This is a genomic window from Pedobacter deserti (assembly GCF_024436415.1).
GTDB lineage: Bacteria > Bacteroidota > Bacteroidia > Sphingobacteriales > Sphingobacteriaceae > Pedobacter > Pedobacter faecalis.
The window spans coordinates 1,720,293-1,743,408 of the sequence record NZ_JAFMZQ010000001.1; the positions used below are offsets into that span (position 1 = coordinate 1,720,293).

Annotated in this window: 20 protein-coding genes; 11 read left to right on the forward strand and 9 right to left on the reverse strand. The window is 50.0% G+C overall.

Going from position 1 to position 23,116, the window contains the following annotated elements; genetic code table 11:
* Window positions 1-4 precede the first annotated feature (4 nt).
* From J3P40_RS07780 to J3P40_RS07790, 3 genes are read left to right on the forward strand one after another with little or no spacing between them, the layout of a single operon-like run.
* Entirely contained in the window at window positions 5-3,340 is a 3,336-nt protein-coding gene (locus J3P40_RS07780) for a DUF5107 domain-containing protein (RefSeq protein WP_256004342.1), read from the forward strand.
* A gap of 48 nt (window positions 3,341-3,388) precedes the next feature.
* Window positions 3,389-5,572, forward strand: a complete 2,184-nt coding sequence (locus J3P40_RS07785) for an alpha-galactosidase (protein ID WP_256004343.1) — start codon at window positions 3,389-3,391, stop codon at window positions 5,570-5,572.
* Window positions 5,573-5,600: 28 nt separating this feature from the next.
* Window positions 5,601-7,601: a sialate O-acetylesterase gene (locus J3P40_RS07790; protein WP_256004344.1), complete on the forward strand. Its 2,001-nt coding sequence runs from the start codon at window positions 5,601-5,603 to the stop codon at window positions 7,599-7,601.
* Window positions 7,602-7,621: 20 nt separating this feature from the next.
* On the opposite strand, the gene J3P40_RS07795 is transcribed toward J3P40_RS07790, so the two are convergent.
* The 3 genes from J3P40_RS07795 to J3P40_RS07805 are packed head-to-tail and all read right to left on the reverse strand — an operon-like array spanning window position 7,622 to window position 9,993.
* A complete protein-coding gene (locus J3P40_RS07795) occupies window positions 7,622-8,050 on the reverse strand; it encodes a GtrA family protein (protein WP_256004345.1) in 429 nt (142 codons plus the stop codon).
* A 5-nt stretch (window positions 8,051-8,055) separates the two neighbouring features.
* A complete protein-coding gene (locus J3P40_RS07800; protein ID WP_256004346.1) occupies window positions 8,056-8,757 on the reverse strand; it encodes a CDP-alcohol phosphatidyltransferase family protein in 702 nt (233 codons plus the stop codon).
* A 48-nt stretch (window positions 8,758-8,805) separates the two neighbouring features.
* Complete coding sequence (locus J3P40_RS07805) at window positions 8,806-9,993, reverse strand: metallophosphoesterase (protein ID WP_256004347.1); 1,188 nt, start codon at window positions 9,991-9,993, stop codon at window positions 8,806-8,808.
* Window positions 9,994-10,115: 122 nt separating this feature from the next.
* Here J3P40_RS07805 and J3P40_RS07810 point away from each other — a divergent pair, with 122 nt between their 5' ends.
* Window positions 10,116-12,173 carry a thioredoxin domain-containing protein gene (locus J3P40_RS07810; RefSeq protein ID WP_370687712.1) on the forward strand — a complete coding sequence of 686 codons (2,058 nt, stop codon included), beginning with the start codon at window positions 10,116-10,118 and terminating at the stop codon, window positions 12,171-12,173.
* Between the two features lie 6 nt (window positions 12,174-12,179).
* A complete protein-coding gene (locus tag J3P40_RS07815; RefSeq protein ID WP_256004348.1) occupies window positions 12,180-12,680 on the forward strand; it encodes an FKBP-type peptidyl-prolyl cis-trans isomerase in 501 nt (166 codons plus the stop codon).
* Between the two features lie 6 nt (window positions 12,681-12,686).
* Here J3P40_RS07815 and J3P40_RS07820 read toward each other — a convergent pair whose 3' ends face one another.
* Genes J3P40_RS07820 through J3P40_RS07835 form a run of 4 tightly spaced genes read right to left on the reverse strand, consistent with a single transcriptional unit; the run spans window position 12,687 to window position 15,393 of the window.
* Complete coding sequence (locus tag J3P40_RS07820) at window positions 12,687-13,097, reverse strand: Fur family transcriptional regulator (RefSeq protein ID WP_256004349.1); 411 nt, start codon at window positions 13,095-13,097, stop codon at window positions 12,687-12,689.
* Window positions 13,098-13,102: 5 nt separating this feature from the next.
* Window positions 13,103-13,540, reverse strand: coding sequence for a DUF3299 domain-containing protein (locus J3P40_RS07825; protein WP_256004351.1), 438 nt, complete (start codon window positions 13,538-13,540; stop codon window positions 13,103-13,105).
* A 6-nt stretch (window positions 13,541-13,546) separates the two neighbouring features.
* Window positions 13,547-14,767: an ABC transporter permease gene (locus J3P40_RS07830; protein WP_256007060.1), complete on the reverse strand. Its 1,221-nt coding sequence runs from the start codon at window positions 14,765-14,767 to the stop codon at window positions 13,547-13,549.
* Window positions 14,767-15,393: an ABC transporter ATP-binding protein gene (locus J3P40_RS07835; protein ID WP_256004353.1), complete on the reverse strand. Its 627-nt coding sequence runs from the start codon at window positions 15,391-15,393 to the stop codon at window positions 14,767-14,769. The genes J3P40_RS07830 and J3P40_RS07835 overlap by 1 nt, the downstream gene beginning before the upstream one ends.
* Window positions 15,394-15,541: 148 nt before the next feature.
* On the opposite strand from J3P40_RS07835, the gene J3P40_RS07840 reads away from it, so the two are divergent.
* From J3P40_RS07840 to J3P40_RS07850, 3 genes are all read left to right on the forward strand, one after another.
* Window positions 15,542-15,889, forward strand: coding sequence for a hypothetical protein (locus tag J3P40_RS07840; RefSeq protein ID WP_256004355.1), 348 nt, complete (start codon window positions 15,542-15,544; stop codon window positions 15,887-15,889).
* Window positions 15,890-15,983: 94 nt separating this feature from the next.
* Entirely contained in the window at window positions 15,984-18,086 is a 2,103-nt protein-coding gene (locus tag J3P40_RS07845) for a TonB-dependent receptor (protein ID WP_256004357.1), read from the forward strand.
* Between the two features lie 41 nt (window positions 18,087-18,127).
* Window positions 18,128-18,769 (forward strand): hypothetical protein, encoded by a 642-nt coding sequence (locus J3P40_RS07850; RefSeq protein ID WP_256004360.1) that lies wholly within the window; start codon window positions 18,128-18,130, stop codon window positions 18,767-18,769.
* Between the two features lie 82 nt (window positions 18,770-18,851).
* Here the strand turns inward: J3P40_RS07850 and J3P40_RS07855 are convergent, their stop codons facing one another.
* Window positions 18,852-20,474 carry an ABC-F family ATP-binding cassette domain-containing protein gene (locus J3P40_RS07855; RefSeq protein ID WP_256007061.1) on the reverse strand — a complete coding sequence of 541 codons (1,623 nt, stop codon included), beginning with the start codon at window positions 20,472-20,474 and terminating at the stop codon, window positions 18,852-18,854.
* 69 nt (window positions 20,475-20,543) lie between these two features.
* Here J3P40_RS07855 and J3P40_RS07860 point away from each other — a divergent pair, with 69 nt between their 5' ends.
* The 3 genes from J3P40_RS07860 to J3P40_RS07870 are packed head-to-tail and all read left to right on the forward strand — an operon-like array spanning window position 20,544 to window position 22,143.
* A complete protein-coding gene (locus J3P40_RS07860; protein ID WP_256004362.1) occupies window positions 20,544-21,104 on the forward strand; it encodes a HEAT-like fold family protein in 561 nt (186 codons plus the stop codon).
* Window positions 21,101-21,679: a nitroreductase family protein gene (locus tag J3P40_RS07865; RefSeq protein WP_256004364.1), complete on the forward strand. Its 579-nt coding sequence runs from the start codon at window positions 21,101-21,103 to the stop codon at window positions 21,677-21,679. The genes J3P40_RS07860 and J3P40_RS07865 overlap by 4 nt, the downstream gene beginning before the upstream one ends.
* A complete protein-coding gene (locus J3P40_RS07870; protein WP_256004367.1) occupies window positions 21,664-22,143 on the forward strand; it encodes a GreA/GreB family elongation factor in 480 nt (159 codons plus the stop codon). Before J3P40_RS07865 ends, J3P40_RS07870 begins: the two co-directional genes overlap by 16 nt.
* Here J3P40_RS07870 and J3P40_RS07875 read toward each other — a convergent pair.
* On the reverse strand, window positions 22,127-23,035 hold the full coding sequence (locus J3P40_RS07875; protein WP_256004370.1) for a polysaccharide deacetylase family protein: 909 nt from the start codon (window positions 23,033-23,035) through the stop codon (window positions 22,127-22,129). The two genes, J3P40_RS07870 and J3P40_RS07875, sit on opposite strands and share 17 nt — an antisense overlap.
* Window positions 23,036-23,116: the final 81 nt, after the last annotated feature.

Here is a 23,116-nt window from a genome sequence, read left to right on the forward strand (position 1 = left end):
TACAATGAAAGCATCACAAGTGCATGTTTGGGAAGAGCTTGTAAGCATTCCGACCTACGGTATAGGAAAGCCGGATAGGAACCCGATGTTCTTTGAAAAGCGCGTCTACCAGGGAAGCAGCGGGGTGGTATATCCAAACCCGGTGATCGAAAAGATCTATGACGAGAAGGCGGATAAATCGTACAGGGGACTGTTTTTGGAGAACGCCTACCTGAAGGTCATGATCCTGCCCGAACTTGGTGGCCGGATACAAATGGCCTATGATAAGATAGGCGAGCGTCATTTTATCTATTATAACCAGGTTATCAAACCCGCCCTGGTGGGCCTCACTGGTCCCTGGATCTCCGGCGGAATAGAGTTTAACTGGCCCCAGCATCACAGGCCAAGTACCTTTGATCCGGTCGACTATAAAATTGAGGAGAATGCCGATGGCAGTAAGACGGTATGGGTCAATGAGGTGGAGCAGATGTTCCACACCAAAGGTATGGCAGGTTTTACGCTGCATCCGGGCAAAGCTTATATTGAGATCAAAGCTAAGTTGCTCAACCGCTCGCTGCTGCCGCAGACCTTTTTGTGGTGGGCAAACCCCGCTGTGAAAGTCAACGATCACTACCAGTCTGTTTTCCCTCCGGATGTGAACGCGGTGTTCGACCATGGCAAAAGGGATGTGTCTACCTTTCCGATAGCTACCGGTACGTACTACAAGGTAGACTATTCGCCGGGTACGGATATTTCCATGTACAAGAATATTCCGGTGCCTACGTCGTACATGGCGATTAATTCAGACTATGATTTTGTAGGGGGCTATGAGCATGATTCGCGTGGCGGACTCCTCCATGTGGCCAATCACCATGTGTCGCCCGGCAAAAAGCAATGGACCTGGGGGCACAGCGATTTCGGGCAGGCCTGGGATAGGAACCTGACGGACGAGGATGGCCCGTATATAGAACTGATGACGGGTATGTTTACCGACAACCAGCCCGACTTTACCTGGCTGATGCCGAACGAAGAAAAATCATTTACCCAGTATTTTTTACCCTACCGGGAACTAGGCGTTGTAAAAAACGCCACTAAAGATGTCCTGCTGGCCATGAACCTGGCGGGTGGGGTGGTCGACCTTAAAGTGTATGTCACCTCTGAGCAGGCAAATATTACCCTCAGCCTCACTCGGGAGGCAGAGGTGTTGTTCACCGAAAGCTTTAGTCTGACCCCGCAAACGGTCTATACCAAACAGGTCAGCGTGCCAGCCGGCACACAGGAGAACGAGCTGGTCCTGCAGATCCTCTCAGCCGGAGGCGAAGAACTGATCCGCTATGAACCTGCGCTGAACAGGGTGAACGAAATACCGGAGCCGGCTAGCCCGGCTTTGAGTCCGGAGCAGACGGAAAACAACGAGCAACTGTTTCTGACCGCCCAGCACCTGGAGCAGTACAGGCATGCGACCTATAGCCCGGTGCCCTACTACGAGGAGGCGATAAAGCGGGATCCTAAAGACCTGCGCTGCAACAACGCCCTCGGCTTGTGGTATTTGCGGAGGGGGCAGTTTGCCAGGAGCGAAGGGTATTTGAGAAGGGCGGTGGAGACCAGCATACAGCGGAATCCTAATCCGTACGATACAGAGCCTTACTATAACCTCGGACTTTGCCTGAAGTTTTTGCGCAGAAGAGATGAGGCTTATGCCGCCTTTTATAAGTCGACCTGGGGCAGGGCCTGGAAAGATAGCGGTTACCTGGGCGTAGCGCAAATCGATATGGCCAGGGGTCATTATCAGTCGGCCCTGGAGCATATCGGCTTATCTCTTGAAAATAATGCGGCCAGCAGTAAGGCTTATGTGATTAAAGCTGCGGCTTTGCGGAAGCTTAGCAGGCTTAACGATGCGCTCGATGTGACCAAAGGAGCACTACAGCGCGATCCTTTCAACCTCGGCGCTCTGTATGAATTGACTTCTGTCTATGGCGCAAATGGGCAGCACAAGGAATGCGAATCGGCGATGGACGAGCTCATCCGCCTTTCCCGCGGTGAGGCACAGAATTTTATCACCTATGCGCTCGATTATGCGGCTTCGGGCCTGTATGTGGAGGCGGCCGACCTGCTGGCGCATGCAGCCGGTAAAGAAACAACCAGTCCCATGGTGTACTATCATTTGGCGGCATTTAACCATGCGCTGGGCAGGGCCGACCAACGCGACAAATGGCTTGGGGCAGCAGCGGCTGCCAGTGCATACCTGTGTTTCCCCAACCGGTTAGAAGACATTGCCGCACTGGAACTAGCGCTGCGCGTAAACGAAGCAGACGGTCGGGCGCCATACTATCTGGGCAACCTGTTCTACGACAAACGGCAATATGATGAGGCGATCAGGTATTGGGAGCTTGCGGCAGAACGTGATGCGGCGTTTCCAACTACTTACAGAAACCTCGGTATTGCATACTTCAATAAACGCAATGATGCAGAGAGGGCACTTCAATGTTTTGAGCGGGCCTTTGCACTCGATCCCTCAGATGCCCGGGTATTGATGGAGCTCGATCAGCTCTACAAGCGCCTCAACAGGTCTGCCGGGCAGCGCCGCATCTTTATGGAGAAAAACCTCGACGTGGTTTTTGAAAGGGACGATATGTACCTCGAGTATGTGAGTCTCCTGAACTTCATGGGAGAGCACCGCAAGGCGCTGGACCTGCTGACGAAGCGAAAGTTTCACCCCTGGGAGGGCGGAGAAGGCAAGGCTTCAGGTCAGTACGTGTACAGCCTGATGGAACTGGCTAAAGAACAAATCCCGCTGGGCGCTTTTGAGCAAGCCATTGGTATGCTCAATGCTGCACAGCAATATCCGCATAACCTAGGCGAGGGCAAGCTATTCGGTACCCAGGAGAACGATATATTTTACTGGCTGGGTTGCGCCTGGGAAGGTTATGGCGACCGGGAGCAGGCCAGGTATTATTTTGAGAAGGCTACTGTCGGGCTGGACGAGCCTTCGGCGGCGATGTTTTACAATGATCAGCAACCGGACAAGATCTTTTATCAGGGGCTTGCCTGGAAAAAGCTTAATAGGCATGTACAGGCCGAAAGGATTTTCAATAAGCTCATTGACTATGCCGCTGCACATATGAATGACGACGTGAAAATAGACTATTTTGCGGTGTCACTGCCCAATCTGCTTATTTTTGAGGACGACCTGAATGTCCGCAACCAGGCTCATTGCTACTTTATGCAGGGTCTTGGTTATATTGGGCTTGGGGAAATGACAGAGGCTGGTATATCCCTGCAAAGAGTAATGGAACTTGATGCGGTGCACCAGGGGGCAAAAACCCATATCAATATGCCAATTCTGCAAAACAATGTATAAGACGAAAATCTAATTTTGGAACCTGGCCATTAATTTAAAACACCATAAATGAAACGACTATCCATATTACTTGCCGGTCTTATAACTACGGCTGCTTCCACCCGGGCACAGCAGGTTACCATACCTATGGAAACCAGGAACAATGCGCTGGTGCTGCAGACCGATACGGCTAAACATCTTTCGACCTTATATTTTGGGCAGAAGCTGTCTTCTAAAGATGAGTACCTCAACGTTGCCCGGATGTACCGGCAAGGGAGTGAGTACACCGGCATCCTTGCTTCTGCGTATACCCCCGCAGGATCCCGTAACCTGCTGGAGCCAGCTATCGCGGTTACCCACGCAGACGGCAACAATTCGCTCGACCTGCGCTATGTGAGTCACGCTACCAGCCGCGTCAGTGATGATGTGTCGGTCACTAGCGTAGTCCTGAAAGACCCGGTCTACGATTTCCAGGTGACGCTGTACTATAAAACCTATTTCCGCGATAACGTGGTGGAGCAATGGAGCACGATCAGGCATCGTGAAAAAGGCAGTGTTCAGCTGCACAAATATGCATCGGCCAATCTTCATTTGAAAGCGGGAAGTTTCTGGCTCAACCAGTATCATGGCGATTGGGCTAAAGAGATGCAGCCGGAAGAAACGCGGATCACGCACGGCATCAAGACGCTCGACAGTAAGCTTGGCACACGTACCAATCTGTTCCAGCCTTCTGTGTTTATGGTGTCGTTCGACAAGCCTGCTACAGAGGATGAAGGTACTGTGCTTTACGGTGCACTGGAGTATAGCGGGAATTTTCGTACCGACCTGGAACTGGATTACCACAATAACCTGAAAATTATCTCTGGCATCAACAACTACGCTTCGGTGTACACGCTGAAACCCAATGAAGAATTTACCACCCCGGCTTTCCTGTACACGCTTTCTTCAGCCGGTAAGGGCGAAGCAAGCCGGAACATGCACAACTGGGCCCGGGAATATAAGTTGCTGGATGGGAAAGGCGAGCGCCTTACCCTGCTGAACAACTGGGAGGCCACGTATTTTGACTTCAACGAAAGCAAGTTGTTTGAACTGCTTAAGGATACTAAAAAACTGGGGGTAGACCTGTTCCTGCTTGATGATGGCTGGTTTGCCAACAAATACCCGAGGAATGGGGATGTGGCCGGTTTGGGCGACTGGGATGAGAACCGGACCAAACTGCCTAATGGCATTTCATCCCTGGTAAAGGAGGCTAAAAACAACCAGGTTAAGTTTGGTATCTGGATAGAACCGGAGATGGTAAACCCGAAAAGTGAGCTTTATGAGAAGCACCCCGACTGGGTAATTAAACAGCCAAAGCGCGAGGAACATTACTTCCGTAACCAGCTAGTGCTTGACCTGGCCAATCCGCAGGTGCAGGAGTTTGTCTTTAAGGTGGTCGACGACCTGTTTACCAAAAACCCTGAACTAGCTTATATCAAATGGGATTGCAATGCCGTGATCTACAATGCTTACTCAGCCCATCTCAAAAACCAGAATCACTTTTATATTGAGTATATGCGGGGACTGTACAAGGTGCTCGACCGTATTCGCGCAAAATACCCTACCGTGCCCATGATGCTTTGTTCTGGTGGCGGTGGCAGGGTCGACTATGCAGCCTTGAAATACTTCACGGAGTTCTGGCCCAGCGACAATACCGATCCGCTTGAGCGCATCTTTATGCAATGGGAGTATTCTTATTTCTACCCGGCAATCAGTTCATCCAATCACGTAACCGACTGGGGCAAGCAGCCGATCAAGTTCCGTACGGATGTGGCCATGATGGGCAAACTGGGCTTCGACATTGTGGTAAGTCACCTCAAGGAGAACGACCTAAAATATTGCCAGGATGCCATTAAAACCTATAACAACATCAAGTCCATCATCTGGCAGGGCGATCAGTACCGCCTGGCCAATCCGAGGGAAGGGAGTGTGGCCTCCGTGTTGTACGTAAATAAAGAGAAGAGCAACGGTGTGATGTTCAGCTACCTGGTGAACAACCGCTACGATGAAGGCAGCAAAGGACCAATACGTCTGAAAGGTCTTGATCCTGCCAAACGTTACAGTGTGAAGGAACTGAACCTTTATCCGGGTACAAATGCGGGCGTAGATCAAAGCCGCACATACAGCGGTGATTTCCTGATGAAGATTGGTTTTAACCCGGTGGTAAACTCCGGAAGAACAAGTGTGGTATTGCAATTCCAGGAAATAAAATAGTAAGTTTATATCTGTATAACACAAATGTATGAACTTCAACTACGTTAAACTCCTGCCTGCTGCGGCAGCACTTTCGGTGTTGCTGATGGCCTCTTCTGCAGAAGGAAAGGTAATACTACCTTCTGTTTTTAGTGACAATATGGTGTTCCAGCAAAAAACCAAGGCTGCCATCTGGGGCAAAGCCGACGCCGGAAAAACCGTCACCGTAACCCCCTCCTGGAATGGCAAGGCTGTCTCCGCCCAGGCAGATGCCTCGGGCAACTTTAAGGTCTTTATCCAGACGCCGAAATTTGGCGGTCCTTACACGGTTAAGGTTTCCGATGGTGAAATACTTACGCTGAGCAATGTGCTGGTAGGCGATGTATGGGTTTGCTCGGGGCAGTCGAACATGGAGATGCCACTGGCAGGCTGGGGAAAGATCATTAATTATGAACAGGAGATCGCGCAGGCAAATTATCCGAAGATTCGTTTACTGCAGGGTGTGCATGTTACCAGCAATGTCCCGCTGGCAGATGCCAAGGTAACCAATGGGGGCTGGACGGAATGTAACCCGAAATATGTGGCGGAGTTCTCGGCGGTAGCCTATGCTTTCGCACGGGAAGTGCAGCAAAAGACAGGCATCCCCATAGGGCTTATACACACGTCATGGGGTGGCACCATTGCTGAGGCATGGACAAGTGCGGAAACGCTGAGCGCAATGCCCGATTTTGCAGAGAAAGTTGAGAAGATCAAAGCCGCCGCAAATGGTAATGCCGGTCCCAGTTACCAGGAACGTCTGTCAGCCTGGCAGAAAGATGCAGATGCTAAAGATCCGGGTTTTCAAGGTCAGCTGCCCTCATGGGCGGCGCGGTTAACAAACGTTAGCAGTTGGCAGAGCATGAAACTGCCGGTCCTGTGGAACAAGACGGTGATGCCCAATTACAACGGCACGGTGTGGTTCAGGAAGCAGATTACTATTCCGGCCGACTGGGCGGGACAGGATATTACCGTGCACATTGGCGGAGTGGACGACGACGAGATCACCTATTTCAACGGTGAAAAGATCGGTGCCACCAGAGGTGTGGGTATACCGCGAAAATATACCGTACGGGGCAATAAGGTAAAAGCAGGTTCGAGTGTTATTACCGTGCGGGTATTTGATACAGGGGGCGACGGAGGTTTTAATGGTGGTGGAAATGAAGGCATGTATGTAGCCTCGAAAAGTGGTGGCAAAATTTCGCTGGAGGGTGATTGGCTTTATAAAAGAGGCATCAGTATGTCAGACCTCCCGCCGGTGCCAGAGTCTAACGACGGGCCCAACCGCACAACCGTGCTTTATAATGCCATGATCCATCCTTATATACAATTCCCTGTGAAAGGGGCGATCTGGTACCAGGGAGAAAGCAATGCCGACCGGGCACATCAGTACCGTACCTTGTTTCCGGCGATGATCGGCGACTGGAGACAGAAATGGAACCAGCCGGATATGCCTTTTTATTTTGTGCAACTGGCTAATTTTATGAAGCGCAACGCAGCACCCGGCCCTTCTGCATGGGCCGAACTAAGGGATGCGCAGCGGCAGACGCTTTCCTTGCCGAACACGGGCATGGCTGTAAGTATTGATATAGGCGATGCAGACGATATCCATCCTAAAAATAAGCAGGATGTAGGTAAGCGGCTGGCTTATGCGGCTTTAGCTAAAACCTATGGCTTAAAGGTGCCTTTTTCCGGACCTGTATATGAATCGGCAAAGCCGGTTGGTCAGGCAATAGAACTTACGTTCAGCTCAGCGGAGGGTGGGCTGAAGGCGAGCGATGGTCAGGAACTTACCGGGTTTTCTATTGCGGGGGCCGATCAGAACTTTCACTGGGCTAAGGCTGTCGTAAAAGGCAATAAGATTATGGTGAGCAGTGACGAAGTGCCTGCGCCGGTTGCGGTGCGTTATGCCTGGGCAAACAATCCGCAGTGTAACCTCACCAATGGTTCGGGATTACCAGCTTCACCGTTCAAAACAGATAGCTGGACTGATACGACACAAGGAAAGAAGTAAGCGCTCCTAGAGAGAAATCATTATACCACCGGCAGGTCTGTCGGTGGCTTTTTTTTGAACACCCAGTAGCTCTGCAGTACATAGTTGAATCCGAGCGATACGATGATGTCAACAATGATCCTGCTGATCTTATAATCGATATGCAGATAGGTCGTAAACAGCCAGGTGCCTGATGATTTAAGTAAAATGCTTCCTGTAACTACGAAAATGAACCTGAGAAGCTGTCCACCCACAGGATTCTTGCTTGCTTCACTGGCGTTGAAAGTCCAGTACCGGTTTACCGAAAAATTGAACACCGCGCCGACAATGCCACCTATCGCAATGGAAATGGTATAGTGGATGTGCAGGAGTTCTGTACAGGCCAGCATGACCAGGTAGTCGATAATACCACCTGCAAAGGCGGAGAACTGGGCCTTGGCAAATACCAATATCGACTTCCGTTTATTCATAGGCTTTATTTCTGGCCCGCTGCCATCTTGCGCAGCTTTTCTTCCCTTTCGGCATTGTCGCGCATATCGCCCATGCGAAGCAGTTTCTTGGTTTCGATGAAATTGACGATCAGCAGGATGACACACATGACAGCTACAAAATACTCAATGAGATGTCCGAGTGATGCTTCAAGGATGAGGATTACCGCGATGATAAGACGTACTTCCGTTGGCCCTACAAAACCCGAATCGATGCTGTAAATGTCTGTAATCTTATAGCGAAGCTGCGAGATGATCATGGCCCAGCCATACAGCACCACAAACACGAAGGCAATCAGTTCGTACTCATTGCGTGCATAAACGATATATCCGAGTCCCATCAGAACGGTACTGATCCAGTCCATAATGATGTCGAGCGAAAATCCGTACCATTTGCGGGGGATATTCCGGTAGTACGCTACGCGTCCGTCCAGCGAATCTCCCAGCCAGTTGATGGCCAGGCCGGCTATACCCAACAGCAGGTAATGGCGACTAACATAAGCGCCTAATATAAAAGCAAGTAAAACGATGCCCGAACCAATGGTTCCCAGAAAGGTGAGGTTATTGGAGGAGATGAAAGCCGGTACGCGCTTTACCAGGTAAGATATCGTGGCCTGTTCTGCGCTTCGTAAAACGTTTGTTCTTTTTCTGTCTTGAAATATTCTTTTCTGTGTATTGCTTTCTTCCATTCAGGTTTCGCAGAAGCTTTTAGTTGTTGCGGCTACAAAAGTAGGTAATTAAACGCTCTTTTTAAGTTGAAGAACTGTAATTTCAGGCCAGATGCCTACCCGGCCGGAGAAACCTATGAATCCGAAACCCCGGTTGATGTTCAGAACGCGTCCCTGATCGGTCTTAATGCCTGCCCAGTGCGGATAGCGGTATTTTACCGGGCTCCAGCGCAGACCAAAGGCCTCAATACCAAACTGCATGCCATGCGTGTGCCCGGACAGCGTGAGATGTATAGGGGAAGAATATTTGAGCACCTCCGCTTCCCAGTGGGTAGGGTCGTGCGACAGCAGGATCTTAAAATCGGAGGGGTTTACGCCGTTCATAGCCTGCTGAAGGTCGCCGCGTTCGCCAAAGCCCAGTCCCCAGTTTTCCACCCCGGCAAGTACAATTTTTTGTCCGCCTTTATGGATCACCACATGCTCGTCGAGCAAAAGCCGGTATCCCAATTCCTTGTGCAGCGACTTGAGCAGCTCCAGGTTCTCGTGTTTGTGCTGCGGTGTAGGCCATTTTACATAGTCGCCATAGTCATGGTTTCCCAACACCGAAAACTGGCCGTATGGCGCCTTGATCTGACTAAAGTGATTCATCCAGGGAATGATCTCTTCCGCTTTATTGTTGACCAGGTCGCCCGTAAACACAAACAGGTCGGACGCCTGTTTTTTAACCAGATCAATGCCCTTTTGTACAGACTTTTTACTGTTAAAGCTGCCCGCATGAACATCCGATATCTGGGTAATGGTAAAGCCGTCGAAAGCTGATGGCAGGTCGTCAAAATATAACGTATGTTTCACGACCCGGTAGGCATACTTGCCGCGCAGCATCCCATAAAGAAACAGCAGTACCACCATAAAAAACATGAACAAGGCAAAGCCGGTCCAGTATACATTCCGGGGATGATGGGTGGCCCAGCTGTAGAAATCGCCGGGAATCAGGAACATCACAAATACCAGTTCGGCGGCAATCAGAATAAGAAAAGCATGCGTGCTTATTTTAAAGAGCCAGCCCATGCCGTGTTTGCCTACCCTCAATATGGCCAGAACCATCATACCAGTGATCAGCAATACGAATGCGCTGAACAGCACGGCAACATAGGGTGCGGCGATAAGCGTTTGCAAGCCAGACAGCACGTACCAGTTGACCAGGAATAAGATTAAAGCAGCAAATAAGAGGGGGAACGGGTTAAATCTTCTTTTCATCGATTACATCTAAAAAACAACGGTAAGACCCGTTTGTTTAACCTGTGTTACACCTGCAGAGAAAAGCAAAGCAATAATGACTTTGTGCAGATAAAGTCTCCTATATTTAGAAACTCATTATCATGAATATGTCCTCACACCATACAGAACGCAGCGAAGCTGATGCAAATAACCTGATCAAGGCTTCGTCGCCATATTTACTGCAGCATGCCTATAACCCGGTCGACTGGTACGAATGGGGCGAGGCAGCGCTGTTTAAGGCCCGCGCTGAAAACAAGTTGATCCTGGTAAGCATCGGGTATTCCGCCTGCCACTGGTGCCACGTGATGGAGCGTGAATGCTTCGAAAACCATGAGGTTGCCGAAGTCATGAACCAGCACTATGTATGCATCAAAGTTGACCGCGAAGAGCGCCCGGATATCGATCAGATCTACATGATGGCCGTACAGCTCATGACCGGAAGCGGGGGCTGGCCGCTCAACTGTATCTGTTTGCCCGACCAGCGCCCGGTATACGGAGGTACCTATTTTCAGCGTAAAGACTGGATCAATGTGCTGCTGAGTGTGGCCAATATGTGGGCGCAGGAACCTGAAAAGGCGATCCAGTATGCCGACAGATTAACCGACGGCATCAGAACTGCGGAACGTATCGTGGGTGAAGTGGGGCAGGCCGATTACACGACGGACGACCTGAAGGCCGTGGTGGATCCATGGAAACGCTATTTTGATGTGGCGCATGGCGGATATAACCGCGCACCGAAATTCCCGCTGCCCAACAACTGGGTGTTCATGCTGCGCTATAGTCGACTTTTGGAAGACGATGCTACGCATGTCGCCACGCTGATGACCCTGGAGAAGATGGCTATGGGTGGTATATACGACCATGTGGGCGGTGGTTTTGCCCGGTATTCTGTGGACGGCGAGTGGCATGTGCCGCATTTTGAGAAGATGCTGTATGATAACGGTCAGCTCATCAGTTTGTACACAGAAGCCTACCAGTACGCCAGGGACCCGCTTTTTAAAGAGGTTGCGGAAGAGACGATCGCATGGCTGGCCAGGGAGATGAGATCTCCGGAAGGCCTGTTCTATTCGGCACTTGATGCCGACAGCGAAGGGGTAGAAGGGAAGTTTTACGTGTGGGACAAATCTGAATTTACAAAGGTGCTGGGCGAACGGCAGGCAGAACTGCTCTTCGATTACTTCGATGTAACCGAAGAGGGTAATTGGGAAGAAGAGGAGACCAATGTGCTCAGGAAGCGGTTTACCGACGAAGAGTATGCGCCTGTAAAAGGGCTTACGGTGGTCGCCTTTCAAAAAGAGGTGCTTGAGGCCAAAGCTAAATTGCTTGAAGCACGCAGTGCCCGGATCCGCCCGGGTCTCGACGATAAATGTCTGACGGCCTGGAACGGACTGGCCATTAAGGGGCTCGCTACGGCGGCACAGGTATTTGGCAACGACGCGCATTATAACATGGCAGCCGAGGCGGCGTCGTTTATTCTAAAAACCCTGCGGGCTGAAGATGGCGGACTGTGCCGGAATTACAAAGACGGCCGGGCAACGATCGCAGGCTTCCTCGACGATTATGCCTTTTTCATTGATGCGCTGATCGCGCTCTATGAAACCGACTTCAACGAGCAATGGCTCATGGAAGCTAAAGCGCTGGCCGACTATGTGCTGGCAAACTTCTCGGATGCCGAGGGCGCCATGCTTTTTTATACTTCCGCTGCCAGTGAAGCGTTGATTGCGCGTAAGCACGAATTGATGGATAATGTGATTCCTTCGTCCAACTCCGCTATGGCACAAAACCTGTACAGGCTTGGACTCTTTTTCGACGAACCGGCCTATATCGATAAGGCTGCGGAGATGTTAGCTGCCATTCACCCGCAAATTAAAACTTATGGCTCGGCCTATTCCAACTGGGCTATACAGCTCCTTGCACAGGTTACAGGTATGAACGAAATTGCCATTACCGGCGAGGGCACACCTGAAGTTAAGGCTGAACTCAGCAAGGAATACATCCCCAACAAAATCATGCTGGGAGGAACAAATTCTACGCTTCCTTTGTTAAAAGAAAAGCAAAGCGCCGACCGCTTTGAAACAAAAATCTATATTTGTCAAAATAAAGTATGCCAGTTGCCCGTAAATACGGTCAGCGAAGCATTAAAATTCATCATTAAATAACATCATATGAGTATTACACCCAACAAGGTAGTTGCATTAACGTACGAATTGCATACCACTAACGAAGAAGGGCAGCAAGTTTTTGTAGAAAAGGCTGATGAAAGCAATGCGCTGGTCTTTCTTTACGGTACAGGCATGATGCTGCCAAAATTTGAGGAGCACCTGAGTGGTTTGAATGTGGGCGATGAGTACAGCTTTGAACTATCGGCGGCAGATGGTTACGGAGAAGTAGATCCGGGAGCATTTGCAGACCTGCCAAAAGATATGTTTAAAGATGTGGATCTGCCCGCTGTAGGTGATGTGATCCCATTGCAGGATAATCAGGGAAATCATTTCCGTGCTGGTGTGACAGCAATTAACGACGATAGCGTGTCGGTAGATCTTAACCACCCGATGGCTGGAAAGAACCTGATCTTCTCAGGAAAAATATTAACTGTACGTGAGGCTACTCAGGAAGAATTGAGTCATGGCCATGCGCATGGTGCCGACGGCCATTCTGGTCACTAAGCGAGATTACTGATAACATTGATCACAGATACCATAGGCGGTTGCGCTTATGGTATTTGTTTTAAAACCCTTCGGTATCTTAATGGCAGGTATCGTTACATCCAGGCAATAAATCTTTTTGCAATTGGTGCAGTTGAAGTGCAGATGCTCGTCATGATGGTGTTCTTCCGTACAGGCGGCGTTGCAGATCGCATAGTTAGCCGTCCCGTTCAAATCCATCACTCTGTGCAGGATTCCCTTATCTTCATACGTATTTAAGATCCGGTACAGCGTTACCCGGTCTATTTCCTTTCCCAGTTTTTTTTCCAGATCAGGCTGCGACACGGCAGATTTATCGAGCGCAAGTTCTTCCAGTACACGTACACGCTGCCTGGTCTGTTTCAGGTCGTGCGTTTTTAATATAGAGATCGGGTCCATTCGTATCAGATGGGTTTTGCGCCTGTGAGTACAATGGGTGGATTATCCATGGCGTTGCCTGTATTGAGCTTCAGCGTGCCCTTTACCGTAACCGTTTGATAGGTGAACTTAATGGGATCGGCCATCTCTACCAGCACCATAATAGGTACGCCGTTCTTTCCGCAATAAAAGCACTGGTTTATGGGTAGGGTTGAAAGCATAAACCGGCTTTGTTTCATGCCGTCTTTAATGGGCACAATATAGCCTTCCAGTTCAAAGGGTTTGCCGGCAAGCTTTTTTATCTTATCGTTATATACCGGGAACATGTCGGTGTCTTTAACGATTTTAAAGTCTACACTTCCAACGATATCCCAGTTATCCGACATGATCTGATCGTCCGGGTTGTGCTGCGCCTTCGCGGCCAGGCCGGTAATTAACAAAGCGAATATGAGTAGTTTCTTCATGTGTGTCTAGTTTTTGGAGAGGATGCGCGAAATATCTGACCTGTAAGCCTGTATGGCAGGTATTATCGAAGCAAATATACCAATACTCAGCCCGGCAGCAAAGAGATATATCTCATCAGAAAGTAAAACCATCCCACTCAGCCGCGCCTGTCCGCTTTCCTGGTAACTACCTATAAGTTCAAGGGCGAAATGCCCCAGCGCCAGTCCGATAAGCGTTCCGGCAAGTGTGAGCATGATGCCTTCGGCGATAACAATTACAAACAATTTGGTCCGTGATGCACCCAGCGTGCGCATGATGGCCAGGTCGTAGCTACGTTCCTTTAACGAATTGTACAGGTTTACAAATACGCTGATGGCTGCGATGAGCATAATAAGTACGGCAAACCATTGGAGCGTATCTACCCCAACACCGATGAGTGAGAACAAGCGGGTGCTTTCCTGCGCAGGGGAGGCGGCCTGCATATTGGTGGTTTCGTTTACCATACGCGGGAAGATGGCCACCGACATCGGTGAACGATACTGGATCAATATCGAGGTCAGCTCCTTATCCTCATCATGATCGTGCTCATGATGTTCGTGTTCTTCGTGATCGTGTTCATCATGATCGTGTTCCTCATCGTGCATTTTCCATACACTGCTGATGTTGGTCAGGATCAGGTTGTCCGTTACATTGCCCTGCGGTGCCAGTATACCTACTACCTTATATGGATGATGCTCGTGCACATCCCGGCTTCCGCTCAGGCCATGCGCGCCATTGAAGGTGTCGCCAATCTTAAGGTTCTGCGTTTTGGCCACGTCGGCACCTATCGTTGCCTCGAAATCCCCAGCCCACATCTTACCCTCACTGGTGTTCAGTTTGTACAGCTTCACAAAGTTGCTGTCGGTACCCACAATACGCAAGCCGTTATAGTTATCGCCCAGCGCAAGCGGCACGGCCATCTTAACAAATGGACTGCTCATCAGGGTCCGGGCCTCCTTAAGCGGAATGTTGCCCGTAGGAAAATCAATATAATAAATACTGCTCAGTACAAGCTGCAGAGGACTGCCCTTGGCGCCAACCACCAGGTCGATATCCTTAGCATTGTTCTCCAGCTTTTCGCTGACCTGCGAGGAAGCAAGTAACAGTATGGTAAGTATGGCGGTGCCAAAAGCAATAAGCAAAATATTAAGGCCCGCGTTCAGGGGCTTCGACCAAAGGTTCTTCCAGCTGATCTTTAAAGGACTCATCATAATTCGTAGGTATTGGTGAAGGCCTCTTTAACCCGTTTGTCGTGCGTAGCCACCACCAGGGTAGCCTGGTTCAGTTCCGACTGCGTCTGCAGCAATTGCAGGACCGCAAAAGCATTTTTGTCGTCCAAACTGGAGGTGGGCTCATCGGCCACCAGGAGGGCCGGTTTATTGATCACTGCCCTGGCTATAGATACACGCTGTAACTGACCCTGACTTAGTTCGCTGGGGTAGCTTTTGCTTTTATCGGCCATGCCGAGTGATTGGAGTACCTGAGCGATGCGGTCCCGGTCCGTTTCCAGTCCCGCAAAACTTTGAGCCATTTCAAGGTTTTCCGTAACGGTCAGGCTCTTAATGAGGTGCGGCCGCTGGAAGACAATGCCAATGTTTTGTCCCCTGAACCGGTCCTGCGCCTTAGCCGGCAGTTTGTATATCTCCGTGTCTTTGATCCTGACCTCTCCCTGCTGCGGCTTCATCAGGCCGCTGATGATGTGCAGGAGTGTGGTCTTGCCGCTTCCCGAGGCACCAAGAAGCAGCCATTGTTCGCCCGCTTTCACCAGCCAGTCCTTAAAACTGATTGGGTGACCGCCTGGATACACGTGCTTTACAGATTTTGCTGAGATCATCCTTTGCTGTTTATGTGTTGTCACAAACATAGCTAAACGCAATAAAATTGCACATGCCTGGCGTGTAAATTATTTGCTAGACTAAAATATGACATAAATACAGACAAGTTTTTTTGATAATTGAAATAAAGAAAGCAATTTTGTTGCAATGAATGATGTGAGGATGTTTAACGGGAAGAACTGCCTGCGACTTGTTGCAGTGCTGATGCTGCTGCTTCTTGCCGGCAGCCCGGTTTTTCAGCTGCTTCACTCTCATCAGGATGATACCGCTTGTCATAGCGGCTGCGGCCCGGCGATAGGGCAGTACCATCCCAAGTGCGAGGTGTGTAAACATGTCGCTCATCACCACCCCATATTTACGGCAAGGGTTTCTAGTCTGCAGTTGCTTTATGCAGACCGGCAGATTGCCCTGATCAACACACCCAGCGACAATACACTCGTACTGCTGCCGGGTGTAAGCTGGTCCAACAAGGGGCCTCCCGTAGCTGTATCTTAAATACGGAATACCCATTGTACGCATCGGCTAATGATGCGGTCCGGGTTATGGCGCGCTGCGCTTCGGATTATCTTTTCTTAAAATCAACATCAGGATGTTAAAAGGGCTAATTGTTACAATTACCACCACTATATTATGCGTTGCCACGCTCTATGGGCAGGAACGCGATACCACGGTACGCCTGCACGAGGTGCACATCAAAGGTCAGCAGAACCCCGTGAGCAGTACCAGCATTTCCAATAGCCTGTCGGGCAAAAAGCTCGAGGAGACCAAAGGAGGTACGCTTGCTACGGTACTCAAGGAAGTGGCCGGCGTTAGCATGCTTAAAAGCGGCTCTACGGTATCCAAGCCGGTTATTCACGGATTGCACAGCAACCGGATCCTTATCCTCAACAACGGGATCAGGCTTGAAGGTCAGCAATGGGGTTCAGAACATGCGCCCGAAATTGATCCGCTGATCGCGGAGCGGATCCATGTGATCAAAGGTGCAGAGTCTGTGCGTTATGGCGCAGAGGCCATCGGAGGCGTTGTATTGGTTGACCCTCCGGCATTGCCCGTATCCAATGTCCTGCAGGGTAATGCCGATCTTATCGGGGCTTCCAACGGCCGGTCGGGCACAGCATCAGGTATGCTATCAGGCGGACTGGCGAGTCTTCCAGGCTTTGGATGGCGGCTTCAGGGCACATTAAAGCGGGCAGGTAACATGCGTACGGCCGAGTACATCATGGGCAATACCGGTGTCAGGGAGTATAACTTTTCCGCGGCGCTGGGCTACAGTGCGGCCAACTCCATGTATGAGCTGTATTACAGCCGTTTCAGCACCGACCTCGGCATCCTCTATGCGGCGCATGCAAGTACTGTAGCCGATATTGAAGGCCGTATTGCTGCAGGCAGACCACAGCAGTTGTATGATTTTACCTACGATATCTCGGCCCCGCGCCAGGACATCGGTCACGACCTGCTGAAAGTCAAGGCGCATTATGACCTGAGTAAGACGCATACGCTCGACCTTACTTATGGATTTCAGCGTAACGCCCGTCAGGAGTTTGATTTTAGAAGAGGAAACCGGGAAGCATTGCCGATTACCGATCTGGTGCTGAATACCCATTCCTTTGATGCGGTACTGGAAACAAAAGCATCAGAAACCGGCAGTCGCCGTATCCTTGGCTTCAACGGCCTTGCGCAGGTAAATACGAATATCCCGGGCACACTTGCCAATACCTTTATTCCCAATTATGATAGCTTTACCGGCGGCTTATTTGCCATACAACGATTGGTGAGGCCCGGGTATGAGCTGGAGGCCGGGCTGCGATACGACTACAAGCGTTTTGATGCGGCCGGTTTCAGGTATACTTATGGCGGACCAGACGGTGAGGTGGAGGAAGAGTATTACGGTGGACTGAGCCAGTTTCATAATGTCACCGGATCAGTAGGGGCACTCTGGAAGATCAGCAACTCCTGGCACCTGGGCAGCAATGCCGGGCTTGCCTGGAGGGCACCAACGGCCAATGAGCTCTTTAGCGCTGGCCTCCACCATGGCGCGGGCATCTATGAAATCGGCGATGCAGATATACAGTCGGAGCAGGGATATAAGTGGGTAACGGGCATCAGGCATTTCAGCGGGAAGCTGAATTTTAATCTCGACCTGTATGCCCAGTACATCCGGAACTATATTTATTCCCGTCCCGATGGCAGTTTCCGTCAGACCGTCAGCGGCACTTATCCTATATTCAGGTACGGTCAAACAAACGCAACTTTTGTGGGCGCCGATCTTTCGGGAACCTACCAGTTTTTTCCACAGCTCAGCTATCAGTTGAACGCTTCCTTAGTGAATGCAAGAGACCAGAGCAATGACAGCTATCTGCCGTATATCCCCTCGGGAAGGTTAACGCAGTCGCTGCGTTTTGAGCCGGCGACCGGCAGGCTGCAGGAGCCTTATATTGAGATCGGACATACCTTTGTGGACCGCCAGAGGCGCTATGAGCCCGGAAGCGACTTTGCCGCTCCGCCTGCTGCTTATCATTTGTTTGAAGCCAGCGCGGGTTCAGTCTTCAAACTGGGAGCGCAGGAATTGGGGATCCATCTAAGTGCGGAGAATCTGTTCAACACGCTTTACAAAGATTACATGAACCGGTATCGTTACTATACCCACGATATGGGCAGGAACATTACCCTGAGAATCGGGTATAAATTTTAAAGAACAAAACATTGAATCAATTACTTATTAAAAACAATATTATGAACAAGTTACGTCAATACACATTAGCAGCAATGGTTGCGCTCGTTGCAATTTCTTTCCAGGCATGTAAAAAAGATCCTAAGCCGGAGATCCCGGAAGAGGAGATCGGTAAAGCGGAACTAACCTTTGTGGAGGTGGAAAGGGAAGCGCATGACGATCATTTTCACTACAATGAGATCGCAGGCGCTGAGGAAGAAACCATATCTTTCGATGCAAACGGTTTGCCGCCAGTAGGAACCCATCTTCATTTGCATGAAGGCGCTACATATAAGGTTACCTTGAAAGCGTACGACTTTGCAGGCAGGGAGACGCAGCAGGAATTCCTGGATAAGCCGGATATTCACCAGGCCTTCATATTAGGCGCGCCGGAAGGTGTGTTTACGTATGTATACGGCGACCGGAAAGACCACGAGCCAAATCTAAATGTTGGGGTAACGGGATACCTTACGGTAAACAGTCACACCGATAAATCTTTTGTGTTCCGTTATGTACTTCGTCATCTTAACCCTGGTGTTAAGGCGAATATCACGGCGGCCAATTGGAACGATCCGAACTTTGCAACCAAATTTGCCGGCGCAAACGATCTGGACCTTAAGTTCGAGTGCCATCCTGTAGAAGAAGATGGTCACGATCACGACTAGATCCCAAAGCCACTGCGTTATTAATAAAAAAGCGGGACACCTGAAAGATGTCCCGCTTTCTTATATAAGCAAACTCCTAAGCTTAGCTGTACATCTGTCTGCGTTGTTCAGCTATCGCTTCGCTGCTGATGTATTCGTCGTAAGACATCATTTTGTCGATCGTTCCCTTTGGAGTAATCTCAATTATGCGTGTAGCTACCGACTCCGTAAGTGCATGATCTCGGGAAGTAAACAGGATCGTTCCACGGAAGTCTTTCATGCCATTGTTCAGCGCCGTGATCGACTCCAGGTCGAGGTGGTTGGTCGGCTCATCAAACAGCAGCAGGTTGGCCTGCTTCAGCATCATCTGGGAGAACATGCAGCGCATTTTCTCGCCTCCTGAAAGTACTTTCACGTTTTTCAGCACCTCCTCGCCAGAGAAAAGCATCCGGCCAAGGAAACTGCGTACAAACTGTTCATCCTGATCGGTACCAGAGTACTCACGCAGCCAATCCACCAGGTTTTCATCCTTGCCTTCAAAGTACTGTGAGTTATCGTTCGGGATGTCGGCCACGTTGATGGTAACGCCAAACTTAAACTCCCCGCTGTAGTTGGGCTCGCGACCGGTAAGTACGTTGTAGAAAGCAGTCGTTGCCAGGCTGTTTTGCGACAGGATCGCGATCTTGTCGCCCTTGTTCACCATGAAGGTCACATCCTTAAACATCACTTCGCCGTTCAGTGTGCAGGAAAGTTTTTCTACCTGCAATATCTGATCACCTGCCTCACGGCCTGTGTTGTTGAACAGGATAGCCGGGTACTTACGGCTCGAAGCCTTGATCTCTGAAATATCGATCTTATCCAGCGCCTTTTTACGGGAAGTCGCCTGCCGCGATTTAGAAGCATTCGCACTGAACCGCTGAATAAACTCCTGAAGTTCTTTTACTTTTTCTTCCAGTTTCTTGTTCTGGTCGCTGCGCTGTTTCAGGGCAAGCTGACTGGATTCATACCAGAAGCTGTAGTTACCCGAATAGATGTTCAGTTTGCTGAAATCGATATCCACAATATGCGTACATACCGCATCCAGGAAGTGCCTGTCGTGCGATACTACAAGCACGATATTCTGGTAGTCGGCTAGGAAGTTTTCCAGCCATGCAATCGTTTCAATGTCAAGGTCGTTGGTCGGCTCATCCAGCAAAAGGATATCCGGATCGCCAAATAGCGCCTGGGCCAGGAGCACACGCACTTTCTGGTTACCATCAAGTTCCTTTAACTGCTTATAATGATGTTCTTCCTTAATACCCAGGTTGCTCAGCATCGTTGCCGCGTTGCTCTCCATGTTCCATCCGTCCATCTCGGCAAACCTGTTCTCCAGTTCGCCTGCGCGCTCGCCATCCTTGTCGGTAAAATCTTCTTTCAGATAGATCGCATCCTTTTCTTTCATGATGTCGTACAGTTCCTTATGGCCCATCATCACGGTTTCGATCACCGGATACTCATCAAACTCGTAGTGGTTCTGCTTCAATACAGCCATACGTTCGCCGGGAGTAAAGGCTACGCTTCCGGTAGTCGGACTTACCTCGCCCGAAAGGATCTTCAGGAAGGTCGACTTACCCGCACCGTTAGCACCGATAACGCCGTAACAGTTGCCCTGGGTAAACTTAACGTTAACATCTTCAAATAAAGTTCGCTTTCCGTAGCGGAGGGATAAATTGGATACTGAAATCATATTGCTGAAAAAATAAGCTGCAAAGGTAATCATATTTTATAACTAAGTTTGGGTCTAAGGTTTCCCGATTTGGACAGGCAGAGTTTAATAGCATTACTGGATACGGCCGACAAGACCCATTTGGTGGCCCATTGTACGGCGGTACTCAAAGATCAGGAGGTGAGTATCCCAGACCTCTTCGACATCAGTTTTCACAAGCGGAAAGAGATTGCTTTTCGGGCGGCATGGATGCTGGAATACCTCATGGTCCATGAGCCTGAACGCTTTGCCCCGCATGTTAAAACCCTGCTTGAACACCTTGCGGAGCAGCAAAACCATTCCGCCATGCGGCATTACACCAAGATGGTGGCGCTTCTGACCGCCAAAAATGCACACCCTCTTTACCTGGAGCTGGTAGAAGCGACCGACTTTGAACCCGTCATCGATGTGCTTTTCACAAGGTTCGTTACGCCGGAAGTGCTCGTTGCCAGTAAAGTACACTGCATGCAGGCGCTGGCCAACCTGGCGCCACGCTATCGCTGGATCAAAGATGACCTTATGGAAACAATAGACTATTTGACCGACATCGAAAGTATAGCGTTCTTTGCAAGGGCCAAACAAGTGAGGCTCCAACTAAAGAAGATCATATGAAAACTGAAATAGAAGTTGTTTCCGACGTGATCAGACGTCGCAGAAGCATTTTTCCGGTGAGTTATACCAGGGAAGAAGTACCCGCAGAGGTAATTCAACAGATCCTGGAAAGCGCCAATTACGCGCCAACACACAAACTTACAGAGCCCTGGCGGTTCACCGTTTACCGCAAAGAAGGGAAAGCCCGTCTGGGCGAAGAGATGGCCCGGCTTTATCGTGAAACCACACCTGCACACCAGTTTCTGCAGAAAAAGTACGACAGCATCACCGAGAAGGCAGACCAGGCCAGTGCCATCATCGCGCTCAACCTGCAGCTGCATTCCGATAAAGTACCTGAGTGGGAAGAGCTGGCAGCGCTTGCCTGTGCGGTACAAAATATGGCGCTTACCGCCGAAGCCCTGAAAGTAGGGGGGTATTGGAGTTCGCCGGGCACCATCGAACAACTGCGGGATTTCCTCAGCCTCGGTACCGATGAGAAGTGTTACGGTCTGTTTTACCTGGGCTATCATAACGAACCGGAAAGGACAGCCGCGCGCAGACCGATGGCCGACAAAATCACATGGGTGGAGGAATAATGGACCAGGCAGAGATCATAAAGCAAGCGGCTTATCAGGCCTGCCTGAATTTCGTTGCGCAAAGGATCGAAACTGCGCGAACGGCGCTTAACCAGGCCCGTGAATCGAGCAACGACGATACCAAGAGCAGCGCGGGCGATAAATATGAGACCAGCCGCGAAATGATGCAGCAGGAAATTGACCGCAACAAGCGCCTGCTTATGGATGCAGAAGAACAGCAGCGCATCCTTTCGTCGCTAACGCCGGGCCCGGCTGCAGCAGAGGCCGTCAGGCATGGCAGTTTGGTAGAAACCAGTAACGGTCTGTTTTACATCAGCATCAGTGCAGGTCAGCTTAACGCTGCGGGGCATAGCATCTTCGCCGTGTCACCGGTATCGCCCATTGGCGCCGCGCTGATGCAAAAAAAGCCAGGCGATCACCTGGCTTTCAATGGCAGAAGCTACGAAATTAAAAGCTGTTCTTAATGCTGTTGTGCAGGGTTTTAGGGCTCCAGTAACCGCTGGCGATGATCCTTCTGATGGTGAACAACGGATCCTTCTGGTCGCGTTTATCAGCCAGTGAGAAAGCCATCTTAAATCCACGTTTCTTCAGCTCCGGAATACCTTCCGCATTCCACAGTCCGAAAGGATAGGCGAAGGTGTAAATTTTCTTGCCGGTGATCTCTTCCAGGCGCTTGGTTGGCTTGTCCAACTGTTCCTCCCAGTCCTTACCCGCATATTTCTTGAAGTTCTTATGGTCGTAGGTATGGCTGCCGATCACATTGCCCTCGTCCGACAATTGTTTGATCTGATCGCTGTCCATATAGTGCACAAACTTCCCTTTCTTGCCTATGGTAACCGTCATGATGAAATACACCGCCTTAAAGCCATATTTCTTTAGTGTTGGTGCAGCCACGGTAAACTGATCCAGGTCGGTATCATCAAACGTAAACATGATCGGCTTTTCAGGCAGGGGCGCACCAGTATTCAGGTAGGCATACAACTGATCGGGAAGGATAGACTGGTACCCGCTGTCGGCCAGCATCTTGATCTGATCTTTGAAGTTCTGCACCTCAACGATATAATCCTTTCCAACCTTGCCGTCGGTAGGCCGCCAGTTACGTACCTGGTGGTAACATAAAATGGGCACCTGTTTGCGCGCCAGGATGGTCGCCGGGTCTGCAACCTTAATTTTTTCTATATCAATATTGGCTGCGTTCGGCTTATCTGTACCAGATGGCGTCGCAACAGAATCTTGTTTTGCTTCCCCTTCAGCGGTCTGTTCCTGAGTGGCCCCGGAGCTGGTTTGAGATTTAGACTGGCACCCCGCAGTTAAGATTGCAGTTGCCGCAAGCAGCATTAAAAGTTTGTGTTTCATCGATGATTGTTTACGCGCAAAACTATCATTTTTATTACAAATAAAGATTAGCTTGAAATGTAATATTCGATAATTTAGTCA

Excerpts from the sequence above, each read along its gene's own strand:
- J3P40_RS07780 (WP_256004342.1), top strand. The coding sequence starts at position 5 with ATGAAAGCATCACAAGTGCATGTTTGGGAAGAGCTTGTAAGCATTCCG.
- J3P40_RS07785 (WP_256004343.1), top strand. The coding sequence starts at position 3,389 with ATGAAACGACTATCCATATTACTTGCCGGTCTTATAACTACGGCTGCT.
- J3P40_RS07790 (WP_256004344.1), top strand. The coding sequence starts at position 5,601 with ATGAACTTCAACTACGTTAAACTCCTGCCTGCTGCGGCAGCACTTTCG.
- J3P40_RS07795 (WP_256004345.1), bottom strand. The coding sequence starts at position 8,050 with ATGAATAAACGGAAGTCGATATTGGTATTTGCCAAGGCCCAGTTCTCC.
- J3P40_RS07800 (WP_256004346.1), bottom strand. The coding sequence starts at position 8,757 with ATGGAAGAAAGCAATACACAGAAAAGAATATTTCAAGACAGAAAAAGA.
- J3P40_RS07805 (WP_256004347.1), bottom strand. The coding sequence starts at position 9,993 with ATGAAAAGAAGATTTAACCCGTTCCCCCTCTTATTTGCTGCTTTAATC.
- J3P40_RS07810 (WP_370687712.1), top strand. The coding sequence starts at position 10,116 with ATGAATATGTCCTCACACCATACAGAACGCAGCGAAGCTGATGCAAAT.
- J3P40_RS07815 (WP_256004348.1), top strand. The coding sequence starts at position 12,180 with ATGAGTATTACACCCAACAAGGTAGTTGCATTAACGTACGAATTGCAT.
- J3P40_RS07820 (WP_256004349.1), bottom strand. The coding sequence starts at position 13,097 with ATGGACCCGATCTCTATATTAAAAACGCACGACCTGAAACAGACCAGG.
- J3P40_RS07825 (WP_256004351.1), bottom strand. The coding sequence starts at position 13,540 with ATGAAGAAACTACTCATATTCGCTTTGTTAATTACCGGCCTGGCCGCG.
- J3P40_RS07830 (WP_256007060.1), bottom strand. The coding sequence starts at position 14,767 with ATGAGTCCTTTAAAGATCAGCTGGAAGAACCTTTGGTCGAAGCCCCTG.
- J3P40_RS07835 (WP_256004353.1), bottom strand. The coding sequence starts at position 15,393 with ATGATCTCAGCAAAATCTGTAAAGCACGTGTATCCAGGCGGTCACCCA.
- J3P40_RS07840 (WP_256004355.1), top strand. The coding sequence starts at position 15,542 with ATGAATGATGTGAGGATGTTTAACGGGAAGAACTGCCTGCGACTTGTT.
- J3P40_RS07845 (WP_256004357.1), top strand. The coding sequence starts at position 15,984 with ATGTTAAAAGGGCTAATTGTTACAATTACCACCACTATATTATGCGTT.
- J3P40_RS07850 (WP_256004360.1), top strand. The coding sequence starts at position 18,128 with ATGAACAAGTTACGTCAATACACATTAGCAGCAATGGTTGCGCTCGTT.
- J3P40_RS07855 (WP_256007061.1), bottom strand. The coding sequence starts at position 20,474 with ATGATTTCAGTATCCAATTTATCCCTCCGCTACGGAAAGCGAACTTTA.
- J3P40_RS07865 (WP_256004364.1), top strand. The coding sequence starts at position 21,101 with ATGAAAACTGAAATAGAAGTTGTTTCCGACGTGATCAGACGTCGCAGA.
- J3P40_RS07870 (WP_256004367.1), top strand. The coding sequence starts at position 21,664 with ATGGGTGGAGGAATAATGGACCAGGCAGAGATCATAAAGCAAGCGGCT.
- J3P40_RS07875 (WP_256004370.1), bottom strand. The coding sequence starts at position 23,035 with ATGAAACACAAACTTTTAATGCTGCTTGCGGCAACTGCAATCTTAACT.